Genomic DNA, 22,129 nt, shown 5'->3' with positions numbered 1-22,129 from the left:
GATGCCTACAATACGGGTTCTTTGTCCAGTTCCATCCGCACCGCTTTTGCCAAATCCTCCATGACATAGGGTTTCTTCAGATAGACCCCTGCGCCAAGTTGCAGGGCCTCCCGCACTCTGCTGGTCTCGGAGAAGCCGCTGGAAATGATAGCCTTTTGCTTGGGTTTGTGCTGCTTTACAAGCTGATAGGTCGTCAGACCATCGATCCCCGGGTCCATGATCATATCGAGGATCAACAGATCAGCTGAGTGCTCCTGCAGATAGGCGAGAGCTTCTTTACCACCAGCAACGCAGGTCACTCGATAGCCAAGATGTGTCAGCATGTGGCTAATGATCTCCCGCTGTTCTTCGATGTCATCGACCACCAGAATCGTCTCCGCTCCTCCAGAAACGGTAGACGTAAGGACCTCCTTTTGCTCACCGGGTTTCTCCCTGCAGATTGGGAAATACAGATCAACGGCAGTTCCTTTTCCCGCTATGCTTCGCAGGTCGATATAGCCGTTGTGATCCTTGACCGTACCCCAGATAACTGCCATTCCAAGGCCGGTACCGCTTTTACCCATGACTTTTTTGGTATAAAAAGGTTCGAAAATCCGCGGCAGATCGACTGCCGAGATGCCCGATCCGGTATCGGTAATATGAAACCGCACATAGTCCCCTTCCCGGACATCCTCATAGCCCCTGAACGGCATGTCAACATAGGTGTTGGTGGTCGAAATGGTAATCTTACCACAACCGGCAATCGCCTCCATGGCGTTTGCCACCAGGTTCATGATCGCCTTCGACAGGTGCACGGATGAACCGAGGATATTGAACAAGCCGGCATCAAGGCTTACCTCAAAGGAAATTTCCGGATAGAGCGATTTTAATCTGCTGAATTCGAGGCTTTGGAAATATTCATTGACCACCGTATTGAGGTTGACGACCTGGGTGATGGTTACGCCTCTTCTGGCCAGAGTCAAAAGATCCTGGACAATCTCCGCCGCCTTTTGCCCGGATTTCTTGATGGTCATGATCGGCTTGCGCAGCGGGCTTTCCTCGGGAAGATCCATCAACAACAGATCCGGGTAGCCGACTAGAGCCGAGAGAATATTGTTCAGGTCGTGTGCCACCCCTCCCGCGAGTGTGCCCAATGCCTCCATTTTTTGTGCTCGATGCAGCTGCGCTTCGAGGAGCTGCTTTTCGTTTTCCGCCCTGGTTCTCTCCGAGATATCGCGGATAACAACGGTGCAGACATCAAGTTGGTGCCAGGTATTGGTACTGACGGACACCTCGGCCGGAAAGACCTCATTGCTTTTTTTACGGTGATATTGCAGGGGAATCCAGTTCTCAATACCCTTGGAAGTGACGATGTGTTTGTCAGGATCGGCGACCAGATCCCGGAAATTCATTGCCAGCATCTCCTCCCGGTTGTAGCCGTAAAGTTCGCAGGCAAAGCGGTTGACATCAACCAACCCACCGGCTTCCGAAGTGCAAACAACGATGGCATCCCGGGCGGTTTCAAAGATATTCCGGTATCTTCCCTCGCTGACTCGCAAGGCGGTGTCACTTTTCGTCTTGCTGTGAAGAAAGACCGCCGTCATCATCCCGCCGAGAAGAGCGGCGACCAGAAACGACCCCCGGACAAACAGCGAGTGTAGAGGTACCTTGAAAAGCATTGAATCCATTAAGCTCTCCGGCCCTTCGAGCAGCAGAAAGCTGAGATTCTCATGGAAGAAGGTGTATTCGAAATAGCTGTCAAGCACCCAGAACAGGATCCCAAAAAACATGGCAACCCCCATGATAAAGCTGGTTTGAGCAGCTTGGCCGCTCAAACGACACCTTTGCCCTTGCGGTATGGAGAGGGTTTCGAACCATTTTTTGTCAGCCATGCACTGTCCCCTTATGGATCGGCAACGGGAATCTCGACGCGGTCGTAGACGATATCTGCCACCTTCAAGACATTTGGAGGAATTTCATAACCGATGCGTTTGGCGGTTTCCAGATTGATGGCCAGGCGCAGTTTTTCTTTAATGATCTGCGGAATGGCCCGTGGTTTGGCGCCATTGAAAATTCTTGCGATAACCTCCGAATAAAACGGTGCCAGATACTCAAAATTCTCCCTGGCGACACTAAGCAGGGCGCCGCGCTGCACCAGCATGCTCCCCCTCGCCGACCAGGTGGGCACCTTATGTTCGATAAGGGGCTGAAGGGTTTCCCAGAGAAAATCCGCCTCGGTGCCTTGCATATCGGCCAGATAAAAGGCGCCAACCTGCGGGGCCAGGCGGCTGACACACCTCCGAAACCCAGCCACCGCCTCGTGCAAAGAGACAATGGAATCCCGGGCTGAACAGGCTATTACGGTAAAACCGCGTTCTTTGCCGACCTGCTCCAGTTTATCGAGGTGGGCCAATACCCGACTGTCCGGATCATTTTCATCATAGACCGCGCCAATCGTCTTAAATTGAAAGATGTCGTGAAACAAACGGATCTGGCGGTGGTGGCGTGTCGGATCGCACCGGGCGTGGACGTGATCGAGGCCGGAATCTTCAGCACTTTTAATAATTCCCGACTGCACTGCATCGGTCGTCGACATGACCATGGTGGGCACCGCATGGCGGTCGTTAGCGATATCCTTGCCCCCTCTTGTGCCCATGGCAAAGATGAGGTCAACGTAGCCATCCTGCAGACGGCGAATGCAGTCTTCCCGAACTGCCGGGCGCTTGCTCTCTTCCCAATCCGAAGTCCAGAAGGCATCACTGACAAATTCGATGTATTGACTTTTCAGAGAAGTGGACAGCGACTGCCAAAGGTACAATGTAGACGGCTGGTCGGAAAGGGATACCTCGGGGAGTGGCTGTTTATCGATCCAGCCTCGTTCCATCAGTCCTTTGACAGTTACCTTCAGGCTTTCCCGGTAGTGCTGCCACGGCCCCCCCTCGTAATAGCCGATCCGCCATTTTTTCCCCTTATTGAGACAGGGTCCGGGTACTTTTTCCTCGACAGCGAAGGCCTGGTGCCAGGAAAAAAGCAGCCATAAAATGAAACTAAACATCACAGAACGCGACGGCCTTTTCATCGAATTTCCTCTTTGCCTGCAGGAGATTTACCGGTCTTTTCCGCTAACCTGGTAGTATTGGAGGGTAGCTTTCACTCAATATTTTTGCAAGGTCAATATTATCAAAAACTTGACATGAAAGAGAACGGTCGATACCATTATTCGTCAATTAGATAAGTATACAATCATAAGGTCCACCATATGCAAACTGCACTCGATATCGCCAAGGCCCTGGCGGACGGCAACCGCATGCGTATCATCGCCGCCCTGACCGACCGGGACGAACTCTGTGTCTGCCAGATCACCGAGCTCCTGGAGATCACCATGGCCACCGTCTCCAGACACATGAGTATCCTCCACAAGGCCCGCCTCGTGCAAAGCCGCAAGGCAGGTCGCTGGGTGTATTACCGGCTGGCCGGTTCCTTCCCGGCCGAGATCAGCGACTGGCTGAAAAGGGCAGTTGCGGGCACAACACAAATCACGGCCGACAGGCTTAAACTTGCGGAAATTCTTTCCTGCGATACCACCGATTTCTGCCGGCAACAGAAGCAGGCAAGAGTGAAAAAAGGCAATAAGACGAATATGCTAAAGAGGAAGAGGAGCTGATTGTGGAAAAGAAGATGAGTTTTTTTGATAAATATCTGACGGTCTGGGTGGCGATCTGCATGGCTGTCGGCATAGGTCTTGGCAAGGTCATCCCAAACGCCGTTGCCTCCCTGCGCGGACTTGAGTTCGGCCAGGGCTCGCAGATCAATATCCCCATCGCCGTGCTGATCTGGCTGATGATCTATCCGATGATGCTGAAGGTCGATTTTTCCTCGGTGATCAATGTCGGTAAAAATCCCAAAGGCCTGTTCGTTACCCTCTTTGTCAACTGGATCGTCAAACCCTTCAGCATGGCCCTGTTCGGCTATATCTTCTTTCGCCTGATCTTCAGCCCGTGGATCAGCCCGGACGAGGCCGACCAGTATATCGCCGGCAGCATCATCCTGGCGGCGGCCCCCTGTACCGCCATGGTCTTCGTCTGGAGTTATCTGACCGACGGCGATCCCGGTTACACCCTGGTGCAGGTCTCGGTCAACGACCTGCTGATGCTGGTCCTTTTTGCACCGATCGTCAAATACCTGGTGGCCGGAGCCTCGAATCTGATAGTCCCCTTCAGCGTCCTCTTCACCTCGGTGGTGGTCTTTATCGTCATCCCGCTGACCGCGGGCATCATCACCCGGATGTGGCTGTTGCGGGCCAAGGGCAGCCAGTGGTTCAACGAAAAGTTTCTGCAGACCCTCCATCCGCTGGCAATCTCCGCCCTGCTGGCCACCCTGGTGCTGATCTTTGCCTTTCAGGCCGACAACATCACCGGCCGGTTGTTTCATGTCCTGCTTATCGCCATACCGATCACCATCCAGGTGTATTTCAACTCATCGCTTGCCTACGGTCTGATGAAATGGCTGAAATTGCCCTACAATGTCGCCGCGCCGGGGGCCCTGATCGGCGCCAGTAACTTCTTTGAGCTGGCGGTGGCGGTGGCCATCACCCTTTTCGGTCCCGAATCAGGGGCGGCCCTGGTCTGCGTCGTGGGGGTCCTGGTCGAGGTGCCGGTCATGCTGACCGTCTGCTCGTTCTGTAACCGCACCCGGCACTGGTTTCCGCGAAGTGCCGCAGTGCAATAAAAACCTTCCCCTGAATTATGACTGATCGTTACCCGCAAAAAATCTACGCCGAACTGACGACCCGCTGTAATCTCCAGTGCCCGATGTGCGTCAAATACGCCACCGGCAGCTGCATAGAAGAAAAAGACATGGATCTTGATCTCTTTCGACGCCTGGCTCCGGCCCTGCCCCACGCCCATACCCTTATTCTCAACGGTATTGGCGAGTCGCTTCTCCATCCGCAACTCGAGCAGATCATCAGGCTCGCCCGGACGAAAATGACAAAGGACGCGAGGATCGGCCTGCAAAGCAACGGCTTCCTCCTCGATCAACCACGGGCAAAGGGTCTACTGGACGCCGGACTCAGCACCATCTGCCTTTCCGTCGACAATCTCAGCACCCAGGGTTTGGAGAGCAGCGAAATGGGCCATGCCTTCCCAGTGGTTGCCAGGGCCGTTGCCGCCCTTGACAGGGCGAGACTGAGCACGGGCAATGACTTCACCATCGGTCTGGAAATGGTTCTCGCCAGGAATACCATCGGTGAACTGCCGGACGTAGTGCGCTGGGCCGCGGCAAATGGGGTTGATTACATCATCGCCACCCATCTCTTCCCTTATGGCGGGGCGAACGAGCAGGCGGGCCTCTTTAACCCACATTACCGGGAGGCCGTCGAGATCTTCAACACCTACAACAGGATGGCGGCTGAGATGGGGATGGATCTTGCGAGCTATCTCGCCACCTATTTGAGCCTTGCAAAAACCCCAACAGACCATGCCATGCTGCAGCTGGTGGCCGAGATGCGCCGGGTGGCGGAAAAACGCGATGTCCATTTGAACCTGAAGGGTCTGCTGGAGCATGTCGATCCTGACCTGCCGATGATCGAAGATCTCTTCCAAACTACAAAAACCATCGCCCAAACCGCAAATATACAGCTGTTTTTGCCGCCCTTGCAGGCAGAGAGCCCGCGGTCATGCCCTTTTGTCAGTGAAAACGCCACCTTTATCTCCGGCAGCGGCGACGTCATGCCCTGCCATTTTTTATGGCATACCTACGCCTGCCGGGTGCGCGGTGAGGATATCCCCGTGCAGGAACGGGTCTTCGGCAATTTGTATCAGCAGTCTCTTGCCGAGATCTGGCAAGGTGCCGAATACCACAAATTCCGGGAGGAGGCCAATGCCGACGACTACGCCTCCTGCTGGGGCTGTTCTCTCGGACCGTGCTCGCCCCTCATCAACGACAACCAGTATGCCAATGACTGTTACGGTAGCAGCGTGCCCTGCGGCCATTGCCTGTGGAGCCTTGGCGGCATTCGCTGTCTCTAGGTGATGCCGGCAAGGGATTTGCGCCATCACCTTTGCCGGACTTCGTGCCGGCTAGAAAGGAGGAGGATTCATGCTTCTGACTGGCTATACCCTGGAAATCTTCCGATCAAAATGTAATGCCGGGGCGCAAACCCTGCACTGTTACGCCCACCTCAAGGACGATGTGGCGGCGGTTCTGCCGTATTTGAACACCGTTCTCGGCGGCTTTGCCTACACCAGGGAGCCACCGTCGCTGACCCTGAAAAGTTCCGGCAAACTCATCACCATCCATGCCCGGAAAATTGCCGTCAATGCCCTTCAGGACGAGGAGCAGGCGGAAAAGATCGTTGCCTGGCTGCAGCGCGAGATCAACAGCGCCTGGGAGAATCGTGGGCAGATCGTACCAAGTTATGAAGGTGCCAAACAACCGCTTCTCATTGAAATTCTGAAGTTGCTGCCAAAGACCAACTGCCAGGAGTGCGGCGAGCCGACCTGTATGGTCTTTGCCGTCCGGGTGATGGAAGGGGTGAAGGACCACACCAACTGCCCACAGCTCGTCGGCGAGAAGAAGGAGGCCCTGGCGAGCTATCTCTCGCAGTTTCACTTCGACTGATTTGACCATTGGGGATACCTGGACAGCTGCGCGAAGAAGAGGCAGAATAAAGGCTAGACCGACAGCAGGTAACAGCACTGGCGACGGGAGGGAGCAATGAGCGAATCACCGGTTTCAGAGACAGGGCGTCAGGAGATCTCTATAGATTTCTTCCGTAACGAAGACGCACCGGGAATTACCCGGCTTTTTCGTCAAGTCTACGGAGAAGGCTACCCTATTGCGACATATTACCACTCGGAGCAGATAATAACGGAGAATGCCTCGGGCCGTCTCATCTCCTGCGTGGCCCGCACCGCTGCCGGTGAAGTTGTCGGTCATAACGCCCTGGTTCTCCTCGACCCGGCGTCGCACCTCTATGAAAATGCCGCCGGAGCGGTGCTGTCGACCTTCCGCGGCCAGGCCATTTTCCCCCGCCTCTTTGAACACACCATCGTCCAGACCGGCAAACGCTTTACCATTGAAGGAATTATCGGGGAGCCGGTGACCAACCATACCCACTTACAGAAAATGTGCCTGCAGCTCAACTTCAAGGAATCCGGACTGGAGGTAGGTCTCATGCGCGCAGCTGCCTATGGCGTGGGAGGAGGCGAGGCCCGCCGTGTTTCCGTCCTGCTCGGCTATTTCAAACACAGGGCCAAAGCGCAGACCGTCTTTCTGCCGCCGGTGTACCAGGATGAACTCGATTTTCTCTACGCCGGCCTCTGTCTGCAGCGGACCTTTGCGCCGCCGGAGAACAAGTTTCCGTCGGCGGGGAACAGCCAGGGGAGCATGACTCTTTTTGAACTGGCAGAGGTCGCACGGATCAGAATGACCGCAATCGGAGCGGATTTTCAGCCGTATACCAGCCGGTTAGAACACCAGGCGCGGGAAAAAGGCATCGTGGTCTGGCAAATCTGGTTGCCGCTTGCCTCGCCATATGCCGCTGCGGCGGCCGATACCTTACGCCGACAGGGCTACTTCCTCGGCGGGGTGCTGCCCTGTTTTGCAAACGGCGATAGCCTGCTGATGCAGAAGGTGTGCCAGGAACCGGATTGGCAGGCGATCCAGCTCTTTAGCGAGCGGGCAAAGAAAATCGCGGAAATGGTCAGAGGTGACTGGCAGGGTGTGCAGGCAAAGATTTGAGGTGCGACAGGCACGACAGCAACATCGACAATGGCACATAGCCCTCTTTCACCGCTTACGGTAGTCGATAACCGGCTTTGGATGAAGAGAGTGGAGAGGGTATTGCTATTCATGGCAATAAGCTCAAATCGACGCGGTGGTCGAATATTCAGATCTTCGAAGTGACAAGATCACCTCCATATTCAGCGACTTATGGCTGCAATTAAATTTTAAACATTGTACTATTCTGCATATCTTTAATTCGTTAAAGCATACTGACAGGAGCTGCCGAATAGGGGGCTTCATTTTTTGGCAGGGAGTTAATCACCGGATGGATGATACATGAAGCCTTTACATACCATAACTGCCGGTAAACCCTTGCCCTTCTCTGTCGCTCCGAACGCCCTTGCTGAAAGGGTCAAGGAGCTCAACTGCCTGTATTCCATTTCCAATCTCTTCGAAAATCAAGATGCTGATATAAACTGGATTCTGGCTCGCGCTGTTGAACTCATTCCTGCTGCCCTGCAATTCCCGGAACTGGCCTGTGCCTGCATCCGGCTCGACGGCCGCGAGTACGTTTCCGCCAATTTCAAGCACACCCGCTGGTGCAGGAATACACCGATCATTCTCAATAACAAACATGTCGGCGACCTCGATGTCTGCTATACAGAGGCGGTATCTTCGGATGAAAGCAGCTTGTTTCTTGAAGAAGAGTCCCACCTGCTGCAGGCAATCAGCGAACACTTAAGCAAAATTTTGTATCTGAAGGCTTCCGGGGAAGCCATAAAAGAAAGTGAGGAACGCTACCGGATCCTCACCGAACAGGTCACCGACGGGGTCGTATTAGTCCAGGATTCTTGTTTTTATTATGTTAATCCGGCATTTTGCAGGATGTTCAACATCTCTTCCGCCAGTGACCTGAGTAACACTCCGGTACACAGTCCTGGCACTGGTGATGCCAAAGAGATTAGGCAGATGTACACGGGCTATATCGGCACCGACAGCAATTTGGAAGGCACGGTTGATCGCGTGCACTGCTTTTCCCGGCTTGGTAAAAGCCTGTGGATTCATGTCTGCCACAGCCCAATAAGCTTTAAAGGCCGGCCGGCGCTTTTGTCTACTTTCAAAGATGTGACTGAAATCAAAGAGCAACAGGTTGCCGCACAAAGCATGGCCGCTCAGTTGCACGATGAAAACCGGGTATTGCGCGCCTCATTGAAAGAACGCTATCGCTTTGGCAATATTCTCGGGCGTTCACCGATTATGCAGGAGGTCTACGAGCTGATCATGAAAGCGGCTGTCACCGATGCTAGCGTGGCCATCTTCGGCGAATCGGGCTCCGGCAAAGAGCTGGTGGCCCAGGCCATCCATGAACACAGCCCTCGAAACAACAAACGCTTTGTCGCGGTAAACTGCGGTGCCATCCCGGAATCTCTGTTTGAGCGAGAGTTTTTCGGCCATCGGAAAGGTGCTTTCTCCAGCGCCCATACAGACTCTTTTGGTTATCTGGATATGGCCGACCACGGCACCCTGTTCCTTGATGAGATAAGTGAACTCACCGTCAATATGCAGGCCAAACTCCTCCGGGCCATTGAAGGCGGTGTTTACCGGCCGGTGGGGGGCACCGAGACAAGAAAATCGGATTTTCGTATCATCTCAGCATCCAATGTCCCCCTGAGCGAGAAAGTCAGTAGCGGGCAGATGCGCAATGATTTCTTTTATCGCCTCCAGGTCATCCAGATTCGCTTACCACCGCTGCGCCAGCGCAAGCAGGATATCCCCCTGCTGGTCGATCATTTTGTCCAGAAGATGTCACCCTCTTCCCGGTTAGAGAAGATCCCGGGCCACATTATGGATCTGCTCCTGGAATACGATTGGCCGGGTAATGTCCGTGAGTTACGCAATGTCCTCCAGCGCTATTTGACCATTGGACGGCTCGAGTTCCTCTCGGCCGACCCTCTGCATGACCAAGCCCCGAAGGAAATGCAGTTTAATCTTCGTCTGGCTGTGCAACGTCTTGAAAGTTCGCTCATCGCCCAAGCGTTACAGCAGGCAAAAGGCAACCGGACAAAGGCTGCAGACCTGTTGGGTATTTCTCGAAGGGCCCTTTCTCGCAAGAACCCCCTCCCCTAGGTGTCAATATCGCCCCTGCGGGCGAATTAGCCCGTTTTAATAAAACACTAAAATTCTAAGCTATTACCCTAATACCCTCCAACCGGTGCGGGCGATTCCGCCCGACCGGTACTCGTCCCGGCGACGATTCCCTTCTAAAAATACTACATTATATCGGCAAGATATCTAATACTTCCAATCTGGCATTGCCTTTGCTCAAGAGAAAATACGAAAACTTTTTCAGGATAAGGCAGTACAGCTCGTCCTGTTTATTCCTCTCAACAGCAAGGAGAAAAAATGCAACCTGATCCATTTGGCAATCTGAAAGACTGGGGACCGGTATTGGAGCTTATCTACAAACTTGCCGATGATGGCAACCTGCAGGAATGCCAACCTGGCCTGACCAGGATACTTCGCTACCGGGACAACTGGAAGTTGCGCGAAGAAACGCTGAATAGAATCGGTAAGATCAGCCGTCCTGATGACGATCTGATCCGGCAGGTGATGAATATAAGCGCCGATGAAAACCTGTACTACGAGGTGCGTATTCTTGCCTGTGAGACCATGATGGAATTCCTGAAAAACAGCGCCAATGACTTCAATACGGAAATAAAGGCAGAGATTGTCCGAACAGTGGAAGACCTGCTCGGAAGCCAGCAACCACCCATATTCGAACCGGCACTGCGGAAGCTTTACTCAGTGGTGCGGGAAAGATTTCGTATTGTTTGAAGTGGCTGGCTGCTCCTCGATATTCCAGCCATAGCGCAGCTGCGCCGCTAAGCGTACTTTCCTTGCCTGGCAACAGGCTTACCAGTGAGGTTAACCATGTTGATTGCAATACCAAAAGAAATCTTATCCGAAGAAAAACGGGTGGCGGCTACCCCCGAGACCGTAAAAAAATATATCGCCCTCGGTTTCAGCGTGGTGGTTGAAGCAGGGGCCGGCGAAGGGGTCTTGATCATGGACAATGACTACAGGAATGCCGGGGCGGCCATTGCCGCCGATCTGGAAAAAATGCTTGCCGAGGCCGATGTGGTCCTGAAGGTTAAACAGCCTGTTTTCAACGAAAAAATGAACAAACATGAAGTGGAAATGCTGAAGAAAGACAGCATCTTAATCACCTTTCTCCATCCCGCGGCCCCCGGCAGCCATCAGATGGTCAGGGATCTCCAGCAGAAAAATATCACCGCCCTGACCATGGACGGCATCCCCCGGATTTCTCGCGCGCAAAGAATGGACGCCCTATCCTCGATGAGTGCGGTTACCGGGTATAAATCAGTCATAATGGCCGCCAACCAGCTGCCGAAATTCATTCCGATGATTGGAACCGCCATCGGCACGATCAAACCGGCAAATTTCCTGGTCATCGGTATCGGTGTCGTTGGCCTGCAGGCAATCGCCACCGCCAAGCGGTTGGGTGGTGTTGTCAAAACTCTCGATATTCGAAAAAATGCCGCGGTTGAAGCAGACAGCCTGGGAGGCAAGGTCATTGCTTTCGATATCCCTCAAGAACTGGCAGCAGGCAGTGGCGGGTATGCAAAGTCCCTTGATGAGGGGTGGCTGGAAAAAGAACGGGCGCTCATTTCCAGCCACCTGGCGGATATCGATGTGGTCATTCTCAGTGCCCTGGTGCCTGGCGAAGTGGCGCCCATCCTCATTACCGACAGGATGGTCGCCGCCATGAAGCCCGGATCCGTCATCATTGATGTATCCATCGATCAGGGGGGGAACTGTGACGTCACCGTTCCCGGTAAATTCATCGAAAAACATGGAGTCCATATCTGCGGCATCCAGAATATCCCCGGACGGATGGCGGTCCATGCAAGTTGGCTGTATGCCAACAACCTGTATTACTATGTCGAAAATCTCTTTAAAAAGGGCAAGGACAGCCTCGATTTTGATGACGAAATCGTCAAAAGCTCCCTTGTTACCCATCAGTCGAAGATCGTCCATGAAGGTACCCTGAAGGCCATGAAGTGAGTTCCATCGACAATGGGTGACGGCTCGGGATGGCAAGAAAAAAACGGATGCCGGCAGAGACGAAATGTAGCTGCCAGCACCCGCGTGCTGTTCCCGTATGACATTGATAACCTGGAGACATGTCCATGTTTAATCTGCTTTTGATGGCCGGGGTTTTTATCGCTTCGTTTGCCATTGGCTACGCCCTTATTTCACGGGTTCCCCCTTTGCTGCATACGCCACTGATGTCTATGACCAACGCTATCTCCGCCATAACCATTCTGGCGGCGCTCATCCTTTTTTCCGTGCCGACCACAGCCATGGAAAAAATTCTCGGTGCCATCGCCATAACGACCGCAACTTTCAATGTGGTCGGCGGCTTTGCCATTACTGACAGAATGCTGAAGCTCTTCAAAGGCAAACGAAGACTTCCTGAATGATCAACCCAGAGACCCCCTGCAATGACACTGCTCATCGATTTTATTGTAATCGCTCTTCTTATAGTTGGTATCTGGCAATTCCGTGAACCTCTCAGGGCGAAACACGGAAATCTGACTGCTGCCTTAGCGCTGTTCCTGGCCATTATTCTCGTTCTTTACCGGCATGGCATCGTCGACATCGGTACCGTTGTCCTCGCGCTTACCGTGGGAGCAATAGCCGGCATTGCCCTGGCCCGGGCCGTCAGCATGATCCAGGTTCCGGCCATGGTAGCCTTTCAGCACGGAGCAGGAGGTATTGCCGCTTTTTTAGTCTCCCTGGTGGAGCTTTCCAGGGCAACCCCTGCCCTCAGCCTGGTAAGCGAAATCTCTGGAGTACTCGGTCTGGCCATCGGCTCCCTGACGTTCAGCGGCAGCATGATCGCCAGTGCTAAACTCGCGGGTAAAATGGTCCAGTCCCCCCAGGTGGTCACGCGCCACAATCTTTTGGTGATCTTCAATATCGCCGCTCTGGTGATTGTCGGTACCCTCTCTCTCTTGATACCAGGTGGGATAGCCCCCTATTTTTTCGTTTTGGAGATTGTACTTGGCATCTGTTTTGGAATCCTTTTGGCAATTCGTATTGGTGGAGCCGACATGCCTGTGCTCATTTCATCGCTCAATGCAACCGCAGGATTGGCTGCTTCCCTCTGCGGTATGGTGATCGAAAACCAGTTGCTGATCGCCTTCGGGGCAACCGTCGCCGCCTCCGGCTCGATTCTTACCTATGTCATGTGCAAGGCGATGAACCGCAAAATAGGCAAGATTATTTTTCCGGACTACAAACCAGAGCAGACCATCGCCAAAACAACAGCTATTACCGTACAGCCACCAAAGGCCGAGACAGTTCCCACTGACACCACAGATCTTTTCCCCCGGGCAGTAGCGGCCATACGAACGGCGGGGAAGATCATCATTGTCCCGGGCTACGGTATGGCCCTGGCCAAGGCGCAACAGGAGGTCGCAACCCTTGCCGAGGATTTGACGGCGATGGGCAAGGATGTCAAATACGCCATCCATCCGGTAGCCGGCCGCATGCCCGGACATATGAATGTGCTGCTGGCGGAGGCCGGCATCGACTATGATATGCTCGTGGAAATGGATGTCATCAACCCGGACTTTCATCTAACCGATCTGGTTATCGTCGTCGGTGCCTGCGATGTGGTCAACCCGGCGGCCATCGAAGTCGAAGGGACCCCAATCTCGGGCATGCCCATTCTCATGGCCCACGAGGCAAAAAAGGTGATCTGCTGCAATTTCGATCGGCTACCCGGCTATTCAGGTGTCGATAACCCCTTGTACGGTCAGGAAAACACCATCTTTTTAGAGGGTGATGCCAAAGAAACTATCCAGCTCCTGCAGCAGTCCCTGGTTGAAGAGACACCTGCTCAGACACCACTCCCCGCATCCCATACCACATCGAAGGCAGTGGCGGCACTGGCCGCGGCAAGAAGCGTGGTTATCATCCCTGGCTATGGTATGGCCCTTGCCAAGGCACAGTTCAAGCTGGTGGAGTTGGCGGCGCTGCTCGAACAGAGGGGGGCGAGTGTCAAATACGCCATCCATCCGGTTGCCGGCAGGATGCCGGGCCATATGAACGTACTGCTGGCTGAGGCGGATGTTGATTATGAAAATCTGCTGGAGATGGAAGATGCTAATCAGCTGTTCGGTGAAACCGATGTAGCGATAGTCATAGGTGCCTGTGACGTCGTTAACCCGGCAGCTATTGAAAGTGAAGGCACGCCTATCTCCGGGATGCCCATTCTGCATGCCCAGGATGCCAGGCAGGTGATCGTCTGTAACTTTGATACAAATCCTGGCTACTCGGGCGTGCCTAATCAACTGTACAACAACCGCAAGGCCATACTGCTTCTTGGTGATGCCAGGGAAACCACTTTAAATCTATTTGAAAAACTAAAAGAAATCACAGTATGATTTTGCGTTTATGGCTTATTGCCCGTGGAAACAGCGAACTCATCCATTGTATTTCTGAAGATAATCAGACGTATGCGCAAAAGAGGCGCCAACCTGAAAGTCTAAAAAAAATCAAGAGAACATTGTTGCATTCTATAATGACAGCCGGTTTTACACCTCTTGGTATCATTTGAACCGCGATGATGGTCCCTTAGGGCCACCCCTGAATGCTGGGCATAAATACAAGAAAATCAGGCAGTCCTTTTTTATAAAACTGAACAGATATTGCTTATTGACGATTTCACTGAAGATAATGGTGGCTGAGGCAGGTCAGGACACCCCTCAAGCCTGCCCAACCGGTGTTCAGGTTGGACAGGCTGAGGAGAGTTTATACCACAAGGGCATAAGTTTCGTTTAAGCAGGCAAGTTGCTCAACTCAGCTTTAATAGCCAAATTGCACTATCATGTTACCCATCAACTTTTCTTGCCACCAAAGGAAAAGGTGTATTTGAGGTAGATCCTGAAATCATCGAAATCATCGGCTTGATTGCTGTCAAAATCGACGATGGCATAGCGGGCGCGAAGACTCAACCCATCGAGACTACCGCCAAAGGCATAGGTTGCGCTGAAGTTGGTTTCATTGATGTCGGGCGCCGCATGGGTCCCGGAATCGGGAGTGTCATACAGGCCATGGAAGACATAGGCGCTCAGTCCCTTTGCGCCGATGGTGGAAAAATCATACCCAAGTTTGAGGGCGTAGGCATCTTCATCAGCCCGTCCTGAAGCGTTGATCTGCTGGATCAGCACCTTTCCGTCACCCCAGGGCACAAACAGGTCATTATCACCGGTCTTGGCATAAAAGGCGGTAACATCGAAACCGGCAAATCTCAAAGCGGTGTTAAAACCATATTGGTCGGTGTCGAACGCACCGGCCAGATCATCTCCTATGGAATCCTGCTTGAGGTAGGAGGGGGTAAAACTGACATTGAAGCTGTCAAACTTCTTGCCCACAGTAGCCTTGAAATAGGTCGAATTGAATACATCCTCCATTCGATAATCCCAGGCCTCGGTATCTAAGGAAACAACCTTAAAGGGGAAAACATACCGGACACTACCGGCGAGCAGCGCTTCATCGTCTGCTTCCTGGGCAACGGAGGCCATTCTCACGAAATCGTCATCGGCCCAGCCCATAAAATCGGTGAGGTAAAAGGCCTTGAGGGTGAGATTCTCAACACTTTTGTTTTCGACGGTCAGGCCCCGGTAGGTTTTTGGCAGCAGGCGGATATCGTGGCCATTGAGAAAGGCCGATTCAATCTCCTGGGCACCCAGTTTGATGGTTGTGTCGAACCAGTTCCCCTGGATGAAGTATTCCTGCAGCCGGGCAAAACTGTCATGGCCGCCATCGGCATCCCTGGCCAGAAGGCCATACACCGCCTTATCATCATCGCTACCGATGTCACTGGCCGTGGCGGTACCGAGCCCGGCGGTCAGCCCAAAAAGCGGGGCGGTGCGATAGTACATGAGGGTGCCGAGAGCCAGATCTGCTCTATCGGGTGTTTGTTTGTCGAAATCCCTCGAATAATAGAATGTTCGGACCTCTCCCTTGAGGGTGCCTTCCGAGAAAGCACTCTTCAAATCGTCCGCCGCCAGGGCAGACACACTGGAGAGAAGCACTCCGGCAATTGCTGTTGTTGCTAAAAATTTCATACTCTTCCTCTCTTTGATATTGATTTTCTCCAACCCCCCACAAGAGAGCCTCTCTTCAATACCTCGTCGTGGGGTGTAAGTACCTTGAGACACATTGATTTAGCCAATCTGCACGGTACTCAAGTAGCAGCCCGACCAGATTTCCGGTGGGCTGCCGGCCTTATCCTCCTTCCAAATCAAGGGACTGCAAAAGCAAACCGCGAATGACACGGCAGACAGAAATTCTCCGATTTTTTGTGCTGGTGATGGCACAGGTTACAATCGGCCTCCGTGCCGTAATGGCGATTCTCGTGAGGGTTGTGCGGTTTAACGTTAGCGGTTTTCTCGGCGAGTTTTGCCGTCTCGCCATGGCAGCTCAGGCATTTTTCCATTGCTACCGGTTCGGGGTTTTTGGCGTTTTCGTGACATTGGGCACAGTCAATGCCCTGATCGGCATGCAATTTTCCTAAGGCACTGTTTTCCATTTTCGCCGGATCTGCGGCATAAACACCGCCTGCGAAAAACATCAAAAATGAAAAGGAAAACAAGAACTTTTGTAGAGTTTTGTTTTTCATTATTCCTCCAATCGTAAATATTGTGGAGGAACGGCCGCAACCGTTCCCTAGCTCTTTCTTGGCCTTTTAAGCCTACAACTTCGCCACATGCTTGCCGGCGAGATAGCCGAAGGTATAACAACGGCCAAGCGACAAACCGAAAACGGTCAGCGGATAATCGACGCCGCCGTAGAAGCCGCCGCCGAGGTTGCCGATCAGATACAGACCCTTGATGCCCTTACCGTCGGCGTCGAGGGCCTGATGGTTCTCGTTGACCAGCATGCCGGAGCAGATCGTCGACACCCGAACCCGGCGGTGGATGCCGTAGAACGGTGCCTTCTCGACTGGCACCAGCCGGTTAGCGGGCTTGCCGAAGTCGTCGTCCTTGCCGGAGGCGACCAGTTCATTGTAGCGTTTGACGGTGGCTACAAAGGCTGCCGGGTCGGTAATCTCCAGTTTTTTCGCGAGTTCTTCGAGGGTGTCGGCCACATGGGTATTGACTTGCGATTCGAAGACGCCCTTTTTCGGGCTTGGGTCATCGGGCATATAATTCTTCAGCCCTTCGGGCGGAACCAGTTTGCCGGGCCATCCTTCGGCCTGGGTCATATAGTTCGAGTCGAAGACCTGGGCATAATGGCCGGCGTTGGCCGCATCGCGCAGGTAGTTGTTGAACAGCGACATCTCGACGGTCTCATTGATAAAACGCTTGCCCTGACGATTGACCGCCAAGAACGGCATGTCGCACATCGAGGCCGGTCCGGCATCAAAGTCGTGGAGCATCTTGGTGTGACCGATCGGCTCGATGACCCCGCCTGCCCAGTAGGCCATGGCAAAACCGTCGCCGGTGCGGTCCATCATCTTCCGACCGAAATGCTTGATATCGGGGATGAAGTAGTTGCACATCGCCTCGTTGTTCTGGTAATCACCGGTAGCCAGGATGACCCCTTTCTTGGCAAGAAACTTGGTGTATTTTCCATCCCTTCCCTTGGCAATGACGCCGACGACTTCGCCGGATTTGCTCTGGACCAGCTGCTGTGCCGGCATGTTGAAGAAGAACTGAACGCCAGCCTTCTCGGCGGTCTTGGCCAGGGCGCGCATGCCGTCGCCGGTGGTGTACGGTTTTGGTCCGAAGAACGAGGTGACGTAATTCAGGGTGTAGCCATTGACCTTGCGGATAGCGAACTGCGGCCCGCTCCCCTGATCGACAACCGGCGAGCCGCCCTGCTTGGCGCGGTCGATGACCCACTTGACAGCTTCACCGGAGTTGTAGGCCCATTGCCTGAGCAGTGCTGGGTTGCAGCGGTGGTTGTTGTCGTTCATCAGTTTGGCGACAAGCGCCTCAATCCCTGCCTTATCGCTCGTTGCGAGATCGATGCCCGAGCCGGTGTTGCCCTGGGAAACCGGCATGGGGTGCTTCTGGATCACCGCCACCTTGGCACCGTTTTCGGCGGCGGAAAGGGCGGCCGGAACGCCCGAGGCGCCGGCACCGACAACAATCACGTCGAAGGTCAAGGTGGTCTTGATATCCTTATCGGCAATTGGTTTCGGCTTCGGCATGAAGTTGAGCGTTGCCCCGCCGTCGGAACTCTTGGCAAATTCAAGAGCTTCTTCCGCCGGAGCCGCTTGTGCTTGTTTGGCCACAAGTCCGGTAAGCCCCAACATCCCGATACCTGCTGCACCGATAGCGGTGCGTGACAGAAAGCTGCGCCGCGAGATGCCGTGTTCGAGCACCTCCTCGGTATAGCGATCCACTTCCCTTTGTTCCATTGAAGTGTCTTTACCCATCCTTTTCCCTCCTTGTAGTGACTTAAAAAATGAATCCCTCGTATTCTTGAAAATCATCTCGGCAAGGTCCCATTCCACCCCCTTTCCAATGGAATGAGGCCCTTAACCGTTAAGCTCCCTACCCTTTTTGAGCAAAAGACATGCCAGCTTAGAAAAACCAAAAAACGCAAGCATAGCGGGGTTTCAGGGGATATACATCGCTTGTGAACGAAAGGGAGATGTGCGATATTTCGTCTATTGACGTTATATCGTGATTGCTGGGTGTTGCTGTGGGCGCCGAAACAGAGCAATTGTGCAGGTAGTGCAAAAACTGGAGTCGGCAGAGCTGGAGCTGAAAAGAAATCGACTAGCAGAAAGGGGGACGATATCTGGGAGATTAGGGCCAGGACATTAGGGTCAAAGTATAATTAGATCTGACAATTCGAAGAATTTTAATTTGTCTCTGACCCCAGTTAGTGCTGACCCCAGTTAGTGCTGTTGCAACGGCTTACGGATGAGCCAATTATCTCTGACCCGGTCCCTAGGACCAGGGTTTAATAACTGACTAAAAGAAAGGGCTAAAATGTTACGAAAAACCCTCTATCTGTGAGTAGATAGAGGGTGACACAAGGATTGTTCGGAATGATTTCATCCCTTCTTTTTTCTGAAGCGTAATCCTAGCAATCCTGCTAGTCCGGTTCCAATGAGCAACATTGCGGTTGGTTCAGGAACTGGAGCTGATTCTGTGTCCATCAAGATATAAAAGTCAGGATTGTAAGAAGACCCAGAGTATTGGTTGTAAAACTGAAAATGAAATGAGTAAAGGCCTGCTCCGGCTGAATCAAAGAATGCGTTAAAAAGACCGGCTTCATCAATGATTGTCATCGGTGGGGGCCATGTACTACCCACAGCGCGAGTCACATTCGGTGCATCAGCCGCGGATCCGTAAAATACTGCTTGTATACCTATATATCCACCGTATGCATTATTTCGATCCATAAGTGTTAGGCCAGTGCTTTCTCCTGCTGGGCCAGTAATTGTCACATATAACAGATCATCAACACCTAGCCAGTTATTATAATCTCCCACATATTCGACTCCACCAACTTCAGTTGGAGTTGGAGCATCATGCCAAGCGATCCAGTTTGTAACAGAAGGGTCTATATAAATGTTATTGAGCCAGGCGTCGTTAAAATAACCAGTTGAAATAGGCCCCACCTTTGCAGCTGTAACAAAGTACGATGTCAACATTGCAAAGCATACGGTTGACGTTACTTGCATAAAGAGAATCGTTACAACCAATACTAGCAGTGAGAGATTATTTTTTTTCATTCCGCCCCCCTTAAAAATAATTTTTTTGAAAAATCCTCCTCCAGATATTTTAATATTAATGTATTTTCGCTCTGCAAAAACCTAGCAAATATCGCTACATTTATGTGTTTTTTTATTGCTAATAATTACAGATTTTTAGTAACATAGCATTTCTAAAACTGGTTTTTTATTTTTTCTTATTCGGAAAATTGTTACGGGAAAACGGAAATTACGACATATTCTGGGAACATTCATGATAAGTTTTATCAATGGGAAAGCGGAGGTTTCCCATTACCACCAAGCATATTTCAAACCACTTCACAGCCCCAGGTGATTGATACAGCTCGGCGAGAGCGGAAGGCCGAGAGGGTACGGTCCGAGAATGGGGTCGGGCTAGGGTCAGGTTTGACTTAAGGGCATTATATGAGGTTGAATTAATCAACAGGAGTCAATTCTGTTTTGGCAAGATAAGAGTTTTTCCTTCGCTGCAGATGCTTTTTATTTTCGCTTCGCTGGTTTTACGCACAAACCGACTGCTACGCGCATGGAGAAAAAATAGATGACGGGGCTGGATTCCCACCACCACCCCGGCGACAAACCGCGACCAAGCTCACGGTATCCCACGTTTGGTGGAGAGGGTAAAAGGTAATTGGGGTCAGAGAAACATTAAAAGCACAACTTTTTACTTCGGTTAAATTATCACCAATAATTACAACTAAAAATTGCTATGAAAAATCTATGGATTTGTATCTTCGCCGCTGTCTTCATCTGGTCCGGAATTTTTCCAAAGGACCGGTTTACCTGGTTTCTCGAAGTCGTGCCGGCCATCATCGGGGTGATAGTGCTGGCCGCCACCTATCGAACCTTCCGCCTCACTCCGCTGGTTTATTTTCTGATCCTCGTCCACTGCATCATCCTCATGGTCGGCGGCCATTATACCTACGCGGAGGTGCCTCTTTTCGACTATTTCAAGACACTCTTCGGCTTCACCCGCAATAGCTACGACAAGGTCGGCCATTTTGCCCAGGGCTTTGTCCCGGCGATGATTGCCAGGGAACTGCTGATCCGTAAACAGGTGGTAAACGGCCGGAGTTGGTTGAAATTCGTCATCGTCTCATTCTGTCTTGCCTTTTCCGCCAGCTACGAGCTTGTTGAATGGTGGGTGGCTGCCGCTACCGGCGAGGGTGCCGAGGCCTTCCTCGGTACCCAGGGATATATCTGGGACACCCAGTCGGACATGGCTCTGGCCCTCCTTGGAGCGATCGCGGCGCTCACTCTACTTGGGAATTGGCATGACCGGCAGCTGCGCTCGGTGGTGCGAAGGTAAAAGGTGAATTGTTTGGAAATATTGGACATCGTATCCGTTCCCTACGCATAAAGATGGCCAGAGGATCTTTTGCTTTACCAAGAAAAGTTATTTTAATTTTACTCTGACCCTTTTTAAATTGGAGGCTGCAATGACAAGACTGCTAGGCTCGATTACCGGAGAAGGGTTTGTCTGTCAAATACTGGAGGACACAGACGGCAGAGTCCATTTCGTTGGCGATGCCGATATCGATGCAGACGGCGCAAATGGTCAGAACGGTGAGCAGGCAGCTTACCGCGTCGATGATTCCGGATCTGAGGCGCTCGCCAATGGTGGAATGAAACTCGTTGACGGCAAGATCGTCTGCGCACACGCCTGGGCTCGAGACATTGTCATCCTGGATGACGACAACGAACCGAAAGTCTTCCCGGGCGGGATCATTGCGTCTATGACTTGGTATCGACACCCGGGCAAAGCAGCTACCGACCACTCCGCATATGTCGATGCGGAGACTGTGCCATATATCGTGGTTCCGCCACTGATCGTCCAACGAACTGCCGGAATTGTCAGAGGCTGCCGTGCCAGAGCAACCTATCGCGGAAACAGCGTCGAATGCCTTGTTGCAGACCGCGGCCCCAGCTCTAAAGTCGGCGAGATGAGCATTACTGCCGCGAGGGCATTGGGCATCCCGCCAAGCCCTCGCCACGGTGGCACCTCCGAACCAGAAGTTTTATACGAATTGTGGCCAGGCCAAGCGGCACCGGGCTATGTTCTGCAGCCTGCGTAAGACGACGACCCACGTACCTTTTTCAACAGAGCGTAATAATCGGTGTCGCCGAGAGATACCTTTCAGGCAATTGCCTTGCCATCTTCTTTGACGCCAATAACTGTAGAATCCAGTGCACTTCGTAAATTCCTTTAAAAAATGGAGGATGTATGAATGCTCGTCATAGGATAGTCATAGTTGTCATGGTTGTTCTGGCCCTTGTGGGCGCAGCCTTCTCCGTATACTTGCCGCAAACGTCAAAATCCGTACGTTGCTGGATAGCGGTCGCCTGGACGGTTTTGCCCCCCATCTGGTTCTGGTTCGAGTACACCTATCTGGCCACCGATGAACAGAAGAACGACAAGGATTTCAGAGAACGGCTCAAGTTCTCACAAGACTGTGCTTCAAAGGTCTGGATCGCAGTGGGGGGCGTATTCACCGCCTCGTATTTCGACTTGCTTGAAAAGTTCGCCAAGTAACGATTACCGCCGCACTTTTCTGATCCCTTATCTTCAAAGCAGCACATTCATGCTCCTTTTCTGTCTCTTTATTGGGTATATTGCCTCTATATTCGAGTTCC

At 52.5% G+C, this 22,129-nt stretch carries 19 protein-coding genes; 13 read left to right on the top strand and 6 right to left on the bottom strand.

Going from position 1 to position 22,129, the window contains the following annotated elements; genetic code table 11:
* Positions 1–5 precede the first annotated feature (5 nt).
* Both OEL83_14400 and OEL83_14395 read right to left on the bottom strand, forming a co-directional pair.
* Positions 6–1,871, bottom strand: coding sequence for a response regulator (locus OEL83_14400; protein MDK9708231.1), 1,866 nt, complete (start codon positions 1,869–1,871; stop codon positions 6–8).
* Between the two features lie 11 nt (positions 1,872–1,882).
* The gene (locus OEL83_14395) at positions 1,883–3,058 is read right to left on the bottom strand and encodes a hypothetical protein (protein ID MDK9708230.1); all 1,176 of its coding nucleotides are present in this window, start codon (positions 3,056–3,058) and stop codon (positions 1,883–1,885) included.
* A gap of 180 nt (positions 3,059–3,238) precedes the next feature.
* On the opposite strand from OEL83_14395, the gene OEL83_14390 reads away from it, so the two are divergent.
* The 10 genes from OEL83_14390 (at position 3,239) to OEL83_14345 (ending at position 14,183) form a co-directional block, all read left to right on the top strand.
* A complete protein-coding gene (locus tag OEL83_14390; protein MDK9708229.1) occupies positions 3,239–3,643 on the top strand; it encodes a metalloregulator ArsR/SmtB family transcription factor in 405 nt (134 codons plus the stop codon).
* Between the two features lie 14 nt (positions 3,644–3,657).
* The gene (gene arsB, locus OEL83_14385) at positions 3,658–4,707 is read left to right on the top strand and encodes an ACR3 family arsenite efflux transporter (GenBank protein ID MDK9708228.1); all 1,050 of its coding nucleotides are present in this window, start codon (positions 3,658–3,660) and stop codon (positions 4,705–4,707) included.
* Positions 4,708–4,724: 17 nt separating this feature from the next.
* Positions 4,725–6,008, top strand: coding sequence for a radical SAM/SPASM family putative metalloenzyme maturase (locus OEL83_14380; protein MDK9708227.1), 1,284 nt, complete (start codon positions 4,725–4,727; stop codon positions 6,006–6,008).
* 70 nt (positions 6,009–6,078) lie between these two features.
* Positions 6,079–6,600, top strand: coding sequence for a Fe-S cluster protein (locus OEL83_14375; GenBank protein ID MDK9708226.1), 522 nt, complete (start codon positions 6,079–6,081; stop codon positions 6,598–6,600).
* A 96-nt stretch (positions 6,601–6,696) separates the two neighbouring features.
* Positions 6,697–7,722 carry a hypothetical protein gene (locus OEL83_14370; protein MDK9708225.1) on the top strand — a complete coding sequence of 342 codons (1,026 nt, stop codon included), beginning with the start codon at positions 6,697–6,699 and terminating at the stop codon, positions 7,720–7,722.
* Positions 7,723–8,043: 321 nt separating this feature from the next.
* Positions 8,044–9,834 (top strand): sigma 54-interacting transcriptional regulator, encoded by a 1,791-nt coding sequence (locus OEL83_14365; GenBank protein MDK9708224.1) that lies wholly within the window; start codon positions 8,044–8,046, stop codon positions 9,832–9,834.
* Between the two features lie 276 nt (positions 9,835–10,110).
* The gene (locus tag OEL83_14360) at positions 10,111–10,542 is read left to right on the top strand and encodes a hypothetical protein (GenBank protein MDK9708223.1); all 432 of its coding nucleotides are present in this window, start codon (positions 10,111–10,113) and stop codon (positions 10,540–10,542) included.
* Between the two features lie 96 nt (positions 10,543–10,638).
* Positions 10,639–11,793 carry an NAD(P) transhydrogenase subunit alpha gene (locus OEL83_14355; protein MDK9708222.1) on the top strand — a complete coding sequence of 385 codons (1,155 nt, stop codon included), beginning with the start codon at positions 10,639–10,641 and terminating at the stop codon, positions 11,791–11,793.
* Positions 11,794–11,918: 125 nt separating this feature from the next.
* On the top strand, positions 11,919–12,212 hold the full coding sequence (locus OEL83_14350; protein MDK9708221.1) for an NAD(P) transhydrogenase subunit alpha: 294 nt from the start codon (positions 11,919–11,921) through the stop codon (positions 12,210–12,212).
* A 21-nt stretch (positions 12,213–12,233) separates the two neighbouring features.
* Positions 12,234–14,183, top strand: a complete 1,950-nt coding sequence (locus tag OEL83_14345; GenBank protein MDK9708220.1) for an NAD(P)(+) transhydrogenase (Re/Si-specific) subunit beta — start codon at positions 12,234–12,236, stop codon at positions 14,181–14,183.
* Between the two features lie 453 nt (positions 14,184–14,636).
* Here the strand turns inward: OEL83_14345 and OEL83_14340 are convergent, their stop codons facing one another.
* The 4 genes from OEL83_14340 to OEL83_14325 form a co-directional block, all read right to left on the bottom strand.
* The gene (locus tag OEL83_14340) at positions 14,637–15,869 is read right to left on the bottom strand and encodes an OprD family porin (GenBank protein MDK9708219.1); all 1,233 of its coding nucleotides are present in this window, start codon (positions 15,867–15,869) and stop codon (positions 14,637–14,639) included.
* A gap of 176 nt (positions 15,870–16,045) precedes the next feature.
* The gene (locus tag OEL83_14335; protein MDK9708218.1) at positions 16,046–16,423 is read right to left on the bottom strand and encodes a cytochrome c3 family protein; all 378 of its coding nucleotides are present in this window, start codon (positions 16,421–16,423) and stop codon (positions 16,046–16,048) included.
* Positions 16,424–16,495: 72 nt separating this feature from the next.
* Positions 16,496–18,187, bottom strand: coding sequence for an FAD-binding protein (locus OEL83_14330; GenBank protein MDK9708217.1), 1,692 nt, complete (start codon positions 18,185–18,187; stop codon positions 16,496–16,498).
* A 627-nt stretch (positions 18,188–18,814) separates the two neighbouring features.
* Positions 18,815–19,498 (bottom strand): PEP-CTERM sorting domain-containing protein, encoded by a 684-nt coding sequence (locus tag OEL83_14325; GenBank protein MDK9708216.1) that lies wholly within the window; start codon positions 19,496–19,498, stop codon positions 18,815–18,817.
* A gap of 706 nt (positions 19,499–20,204) precedes the next feature.
* Between OEL83_14325 and OEL83_14320 the strand changes: the two genes are divergently transcribed.
* From OEL83_14320 to OEL83_14310, 3 genes are all read left to right on the top strand, one after another.
* A complete protein-coding gene (locus OEL83_14320) occupies positions 20,205–20,804 on the top strand; it encodes a DUF2238 domain-containing protein (protein MDK9708215.1) in 600 nt (199 codons plus the stop codon).
* A gap of 130 nt (positions 20,805–20,934) precedes the next feature.
* Positions 20,935–21,570 (top strand): glycoside hydrolase family 75 protein, encoded by a 636-nt coding sequence (locus OEL83_14315; protein MDK9708214.1) that lies wholly within the window; start codon positions 20,935–20,937, stop codon positions 21,568–21,570.
* Between the two features lie 182 nt (positions 21,571–21,752).
* Positions 21,753–22,028 (top strand): hypothetical protein, encoded by a 276-nt coding sequence (locus tag OEL83_14310; protein ID MDK9708213.1) that lies wholly within the window; start codon positions 21,753–21,755, stop codon positions 22,026–22,028.
* Positions 22,029–22,129: the final 101 nt, after the last annotated feature.

This window comes from Desulforhopalus sp. (genome assembly GCA_030247675.1).
Classification (GTDB): Bacteria; Desulfobacterota; Desulfobulbia; order Desulfobulbales; family Desulfocapsaceae; genus Desulforhopalus_A.
Note: the sequence above shows the minus strand (reverse complement) of the source record. Positions and strands in the feature narration are given on the sequence as shown.

Bases quoted from the DNA above. Each gene is read 5' to 3' on its own strand.
- OEL83_14380 (MDK9708227.1), top strand. From the start codon at position 4,725: ATGACTGATCGTTACCCGCAAAAAATCTACGCCGAACTGACGACCCGC.
- OEL83_14400 (MDK9708231.1), bottom strand. From the start codon at position 1,871: ATGGCTGACAAAAAATGGTTCGAAACCCTCTCCATACCGCAAGGGCAA.
- OEL83_14355 (MDK9708222.1), top strand. From the start codon at position 10,639: ATGTTGATTGCAATACCAAAAGAAATCTTATCCGAAGAAAAACGGGTG.
- OEL83_14360 (MDK9708223.1), top strand. From the start codon at position 10,111: ATGCAACCTGATCCATTTGGCAATCTGAAAGACTGGGGACCGGTATTG.
- OEL83_14370 (MDK9708225.1), top strand. From the start codon at position 6,697: ATGAGCGAATCACCGGTTTCAGAGACAGGGCGTCAGGAGATCTCTATA.
- arsB (MDK9708228.1), top strand. From the start codon at position 3,658: ATGAGTTTTTTTGATAAATATCTGACGGTCTGGGTGGCGATCTGCATG.
- OEL83_14350 (MDK9708221.1), top strand. From the start codon at position 11,919: ATGTTTAATCTGCTTTTGATGGCCGGGGTTTTTATCGCTTCGTTTGCC.
- OEL83_14330 (MDK9708217.1), bottom strand. From the start codon at position 18,187: ATGGGTAAAGACACTTCAATGGAACAAAGGGAAGTGGATCGCTATACC.
- OEL83_14310 (MDK9708213.1), top strand. From the start codon at position 21,753: ATGGTTGTTCTGGCCCTTGTGGGCGCAGCCTTCTCCGTATACTTGCCG.
- OEL83_14340 (MDK9708219.1), bottom strand. From the start codon at position 15,869: ATGAAATTTTTAGCAACAACAGCAATTGCCGGAGTGCTTCTCTCCAGT.
- OEL83_14345 (MDK9708220.1), top strand. From the start codon at position 12,234: ATGACACTGCTCATCGATTTTATTGTAATCGCTCTTCTTATAGTTGGT.
- OEL83_14335 (MDK9708218.1), bottom strand. From the start codon at position 16,423: ATGAAAAACAAAACTCTACAAAAGTTCTTGTTTTCCTTTTCATTTTTG.
- OEL83_14315 (MDK9708214.1), top strand. From the start codon at position 20,935: ATGACAAGACTGCTAGGCTCGATTACCGGAGAAGGGTTTGTCTGTCAA.
- OEL83_14320 (MDK9708215.1), top strand. From the start codon at position 20,205: ATGAAAAATCTATGGATTTGTATCTTCGCCGCTGTCTTCATCTGGTCC.
- OEL83_14325 (MDK9708216.1), bottom strand. From the start codon at position 19,498: ATGAAAAAAAATAATCTCTCACTGCTAGTATTGGTTGTAACGATTCTC.
- OEL83_14395 (MDK9708230.1), bottom strand. From the start codon at position 3,058: ATGAAAAGGCCGTCGCGTTCTGTGATGTTTAGTTTCATTTTATGGCTG.
- OEL83_14365 (MDK9708224.1), top strand. From the start codon at position 8,044: ATGAAGCCTTTACATACCATAACTGCCGGTAAACCCTTGCCCTTCTCT.
- OEL83_14375 (MDK9708226.1), top strand. From the start codon at position 6,079: ATGCTTCTGACTGGCTATACCCTGGAAATCTTCCGATCAAAATGTAAT.
- OEL83_14390 (MDK9708229.1), top strand. From the start codon at position 3,239: ATGCAAACTGCACTCGATATCGCCAAGGCCCTGGCGGACGGCAACCGC.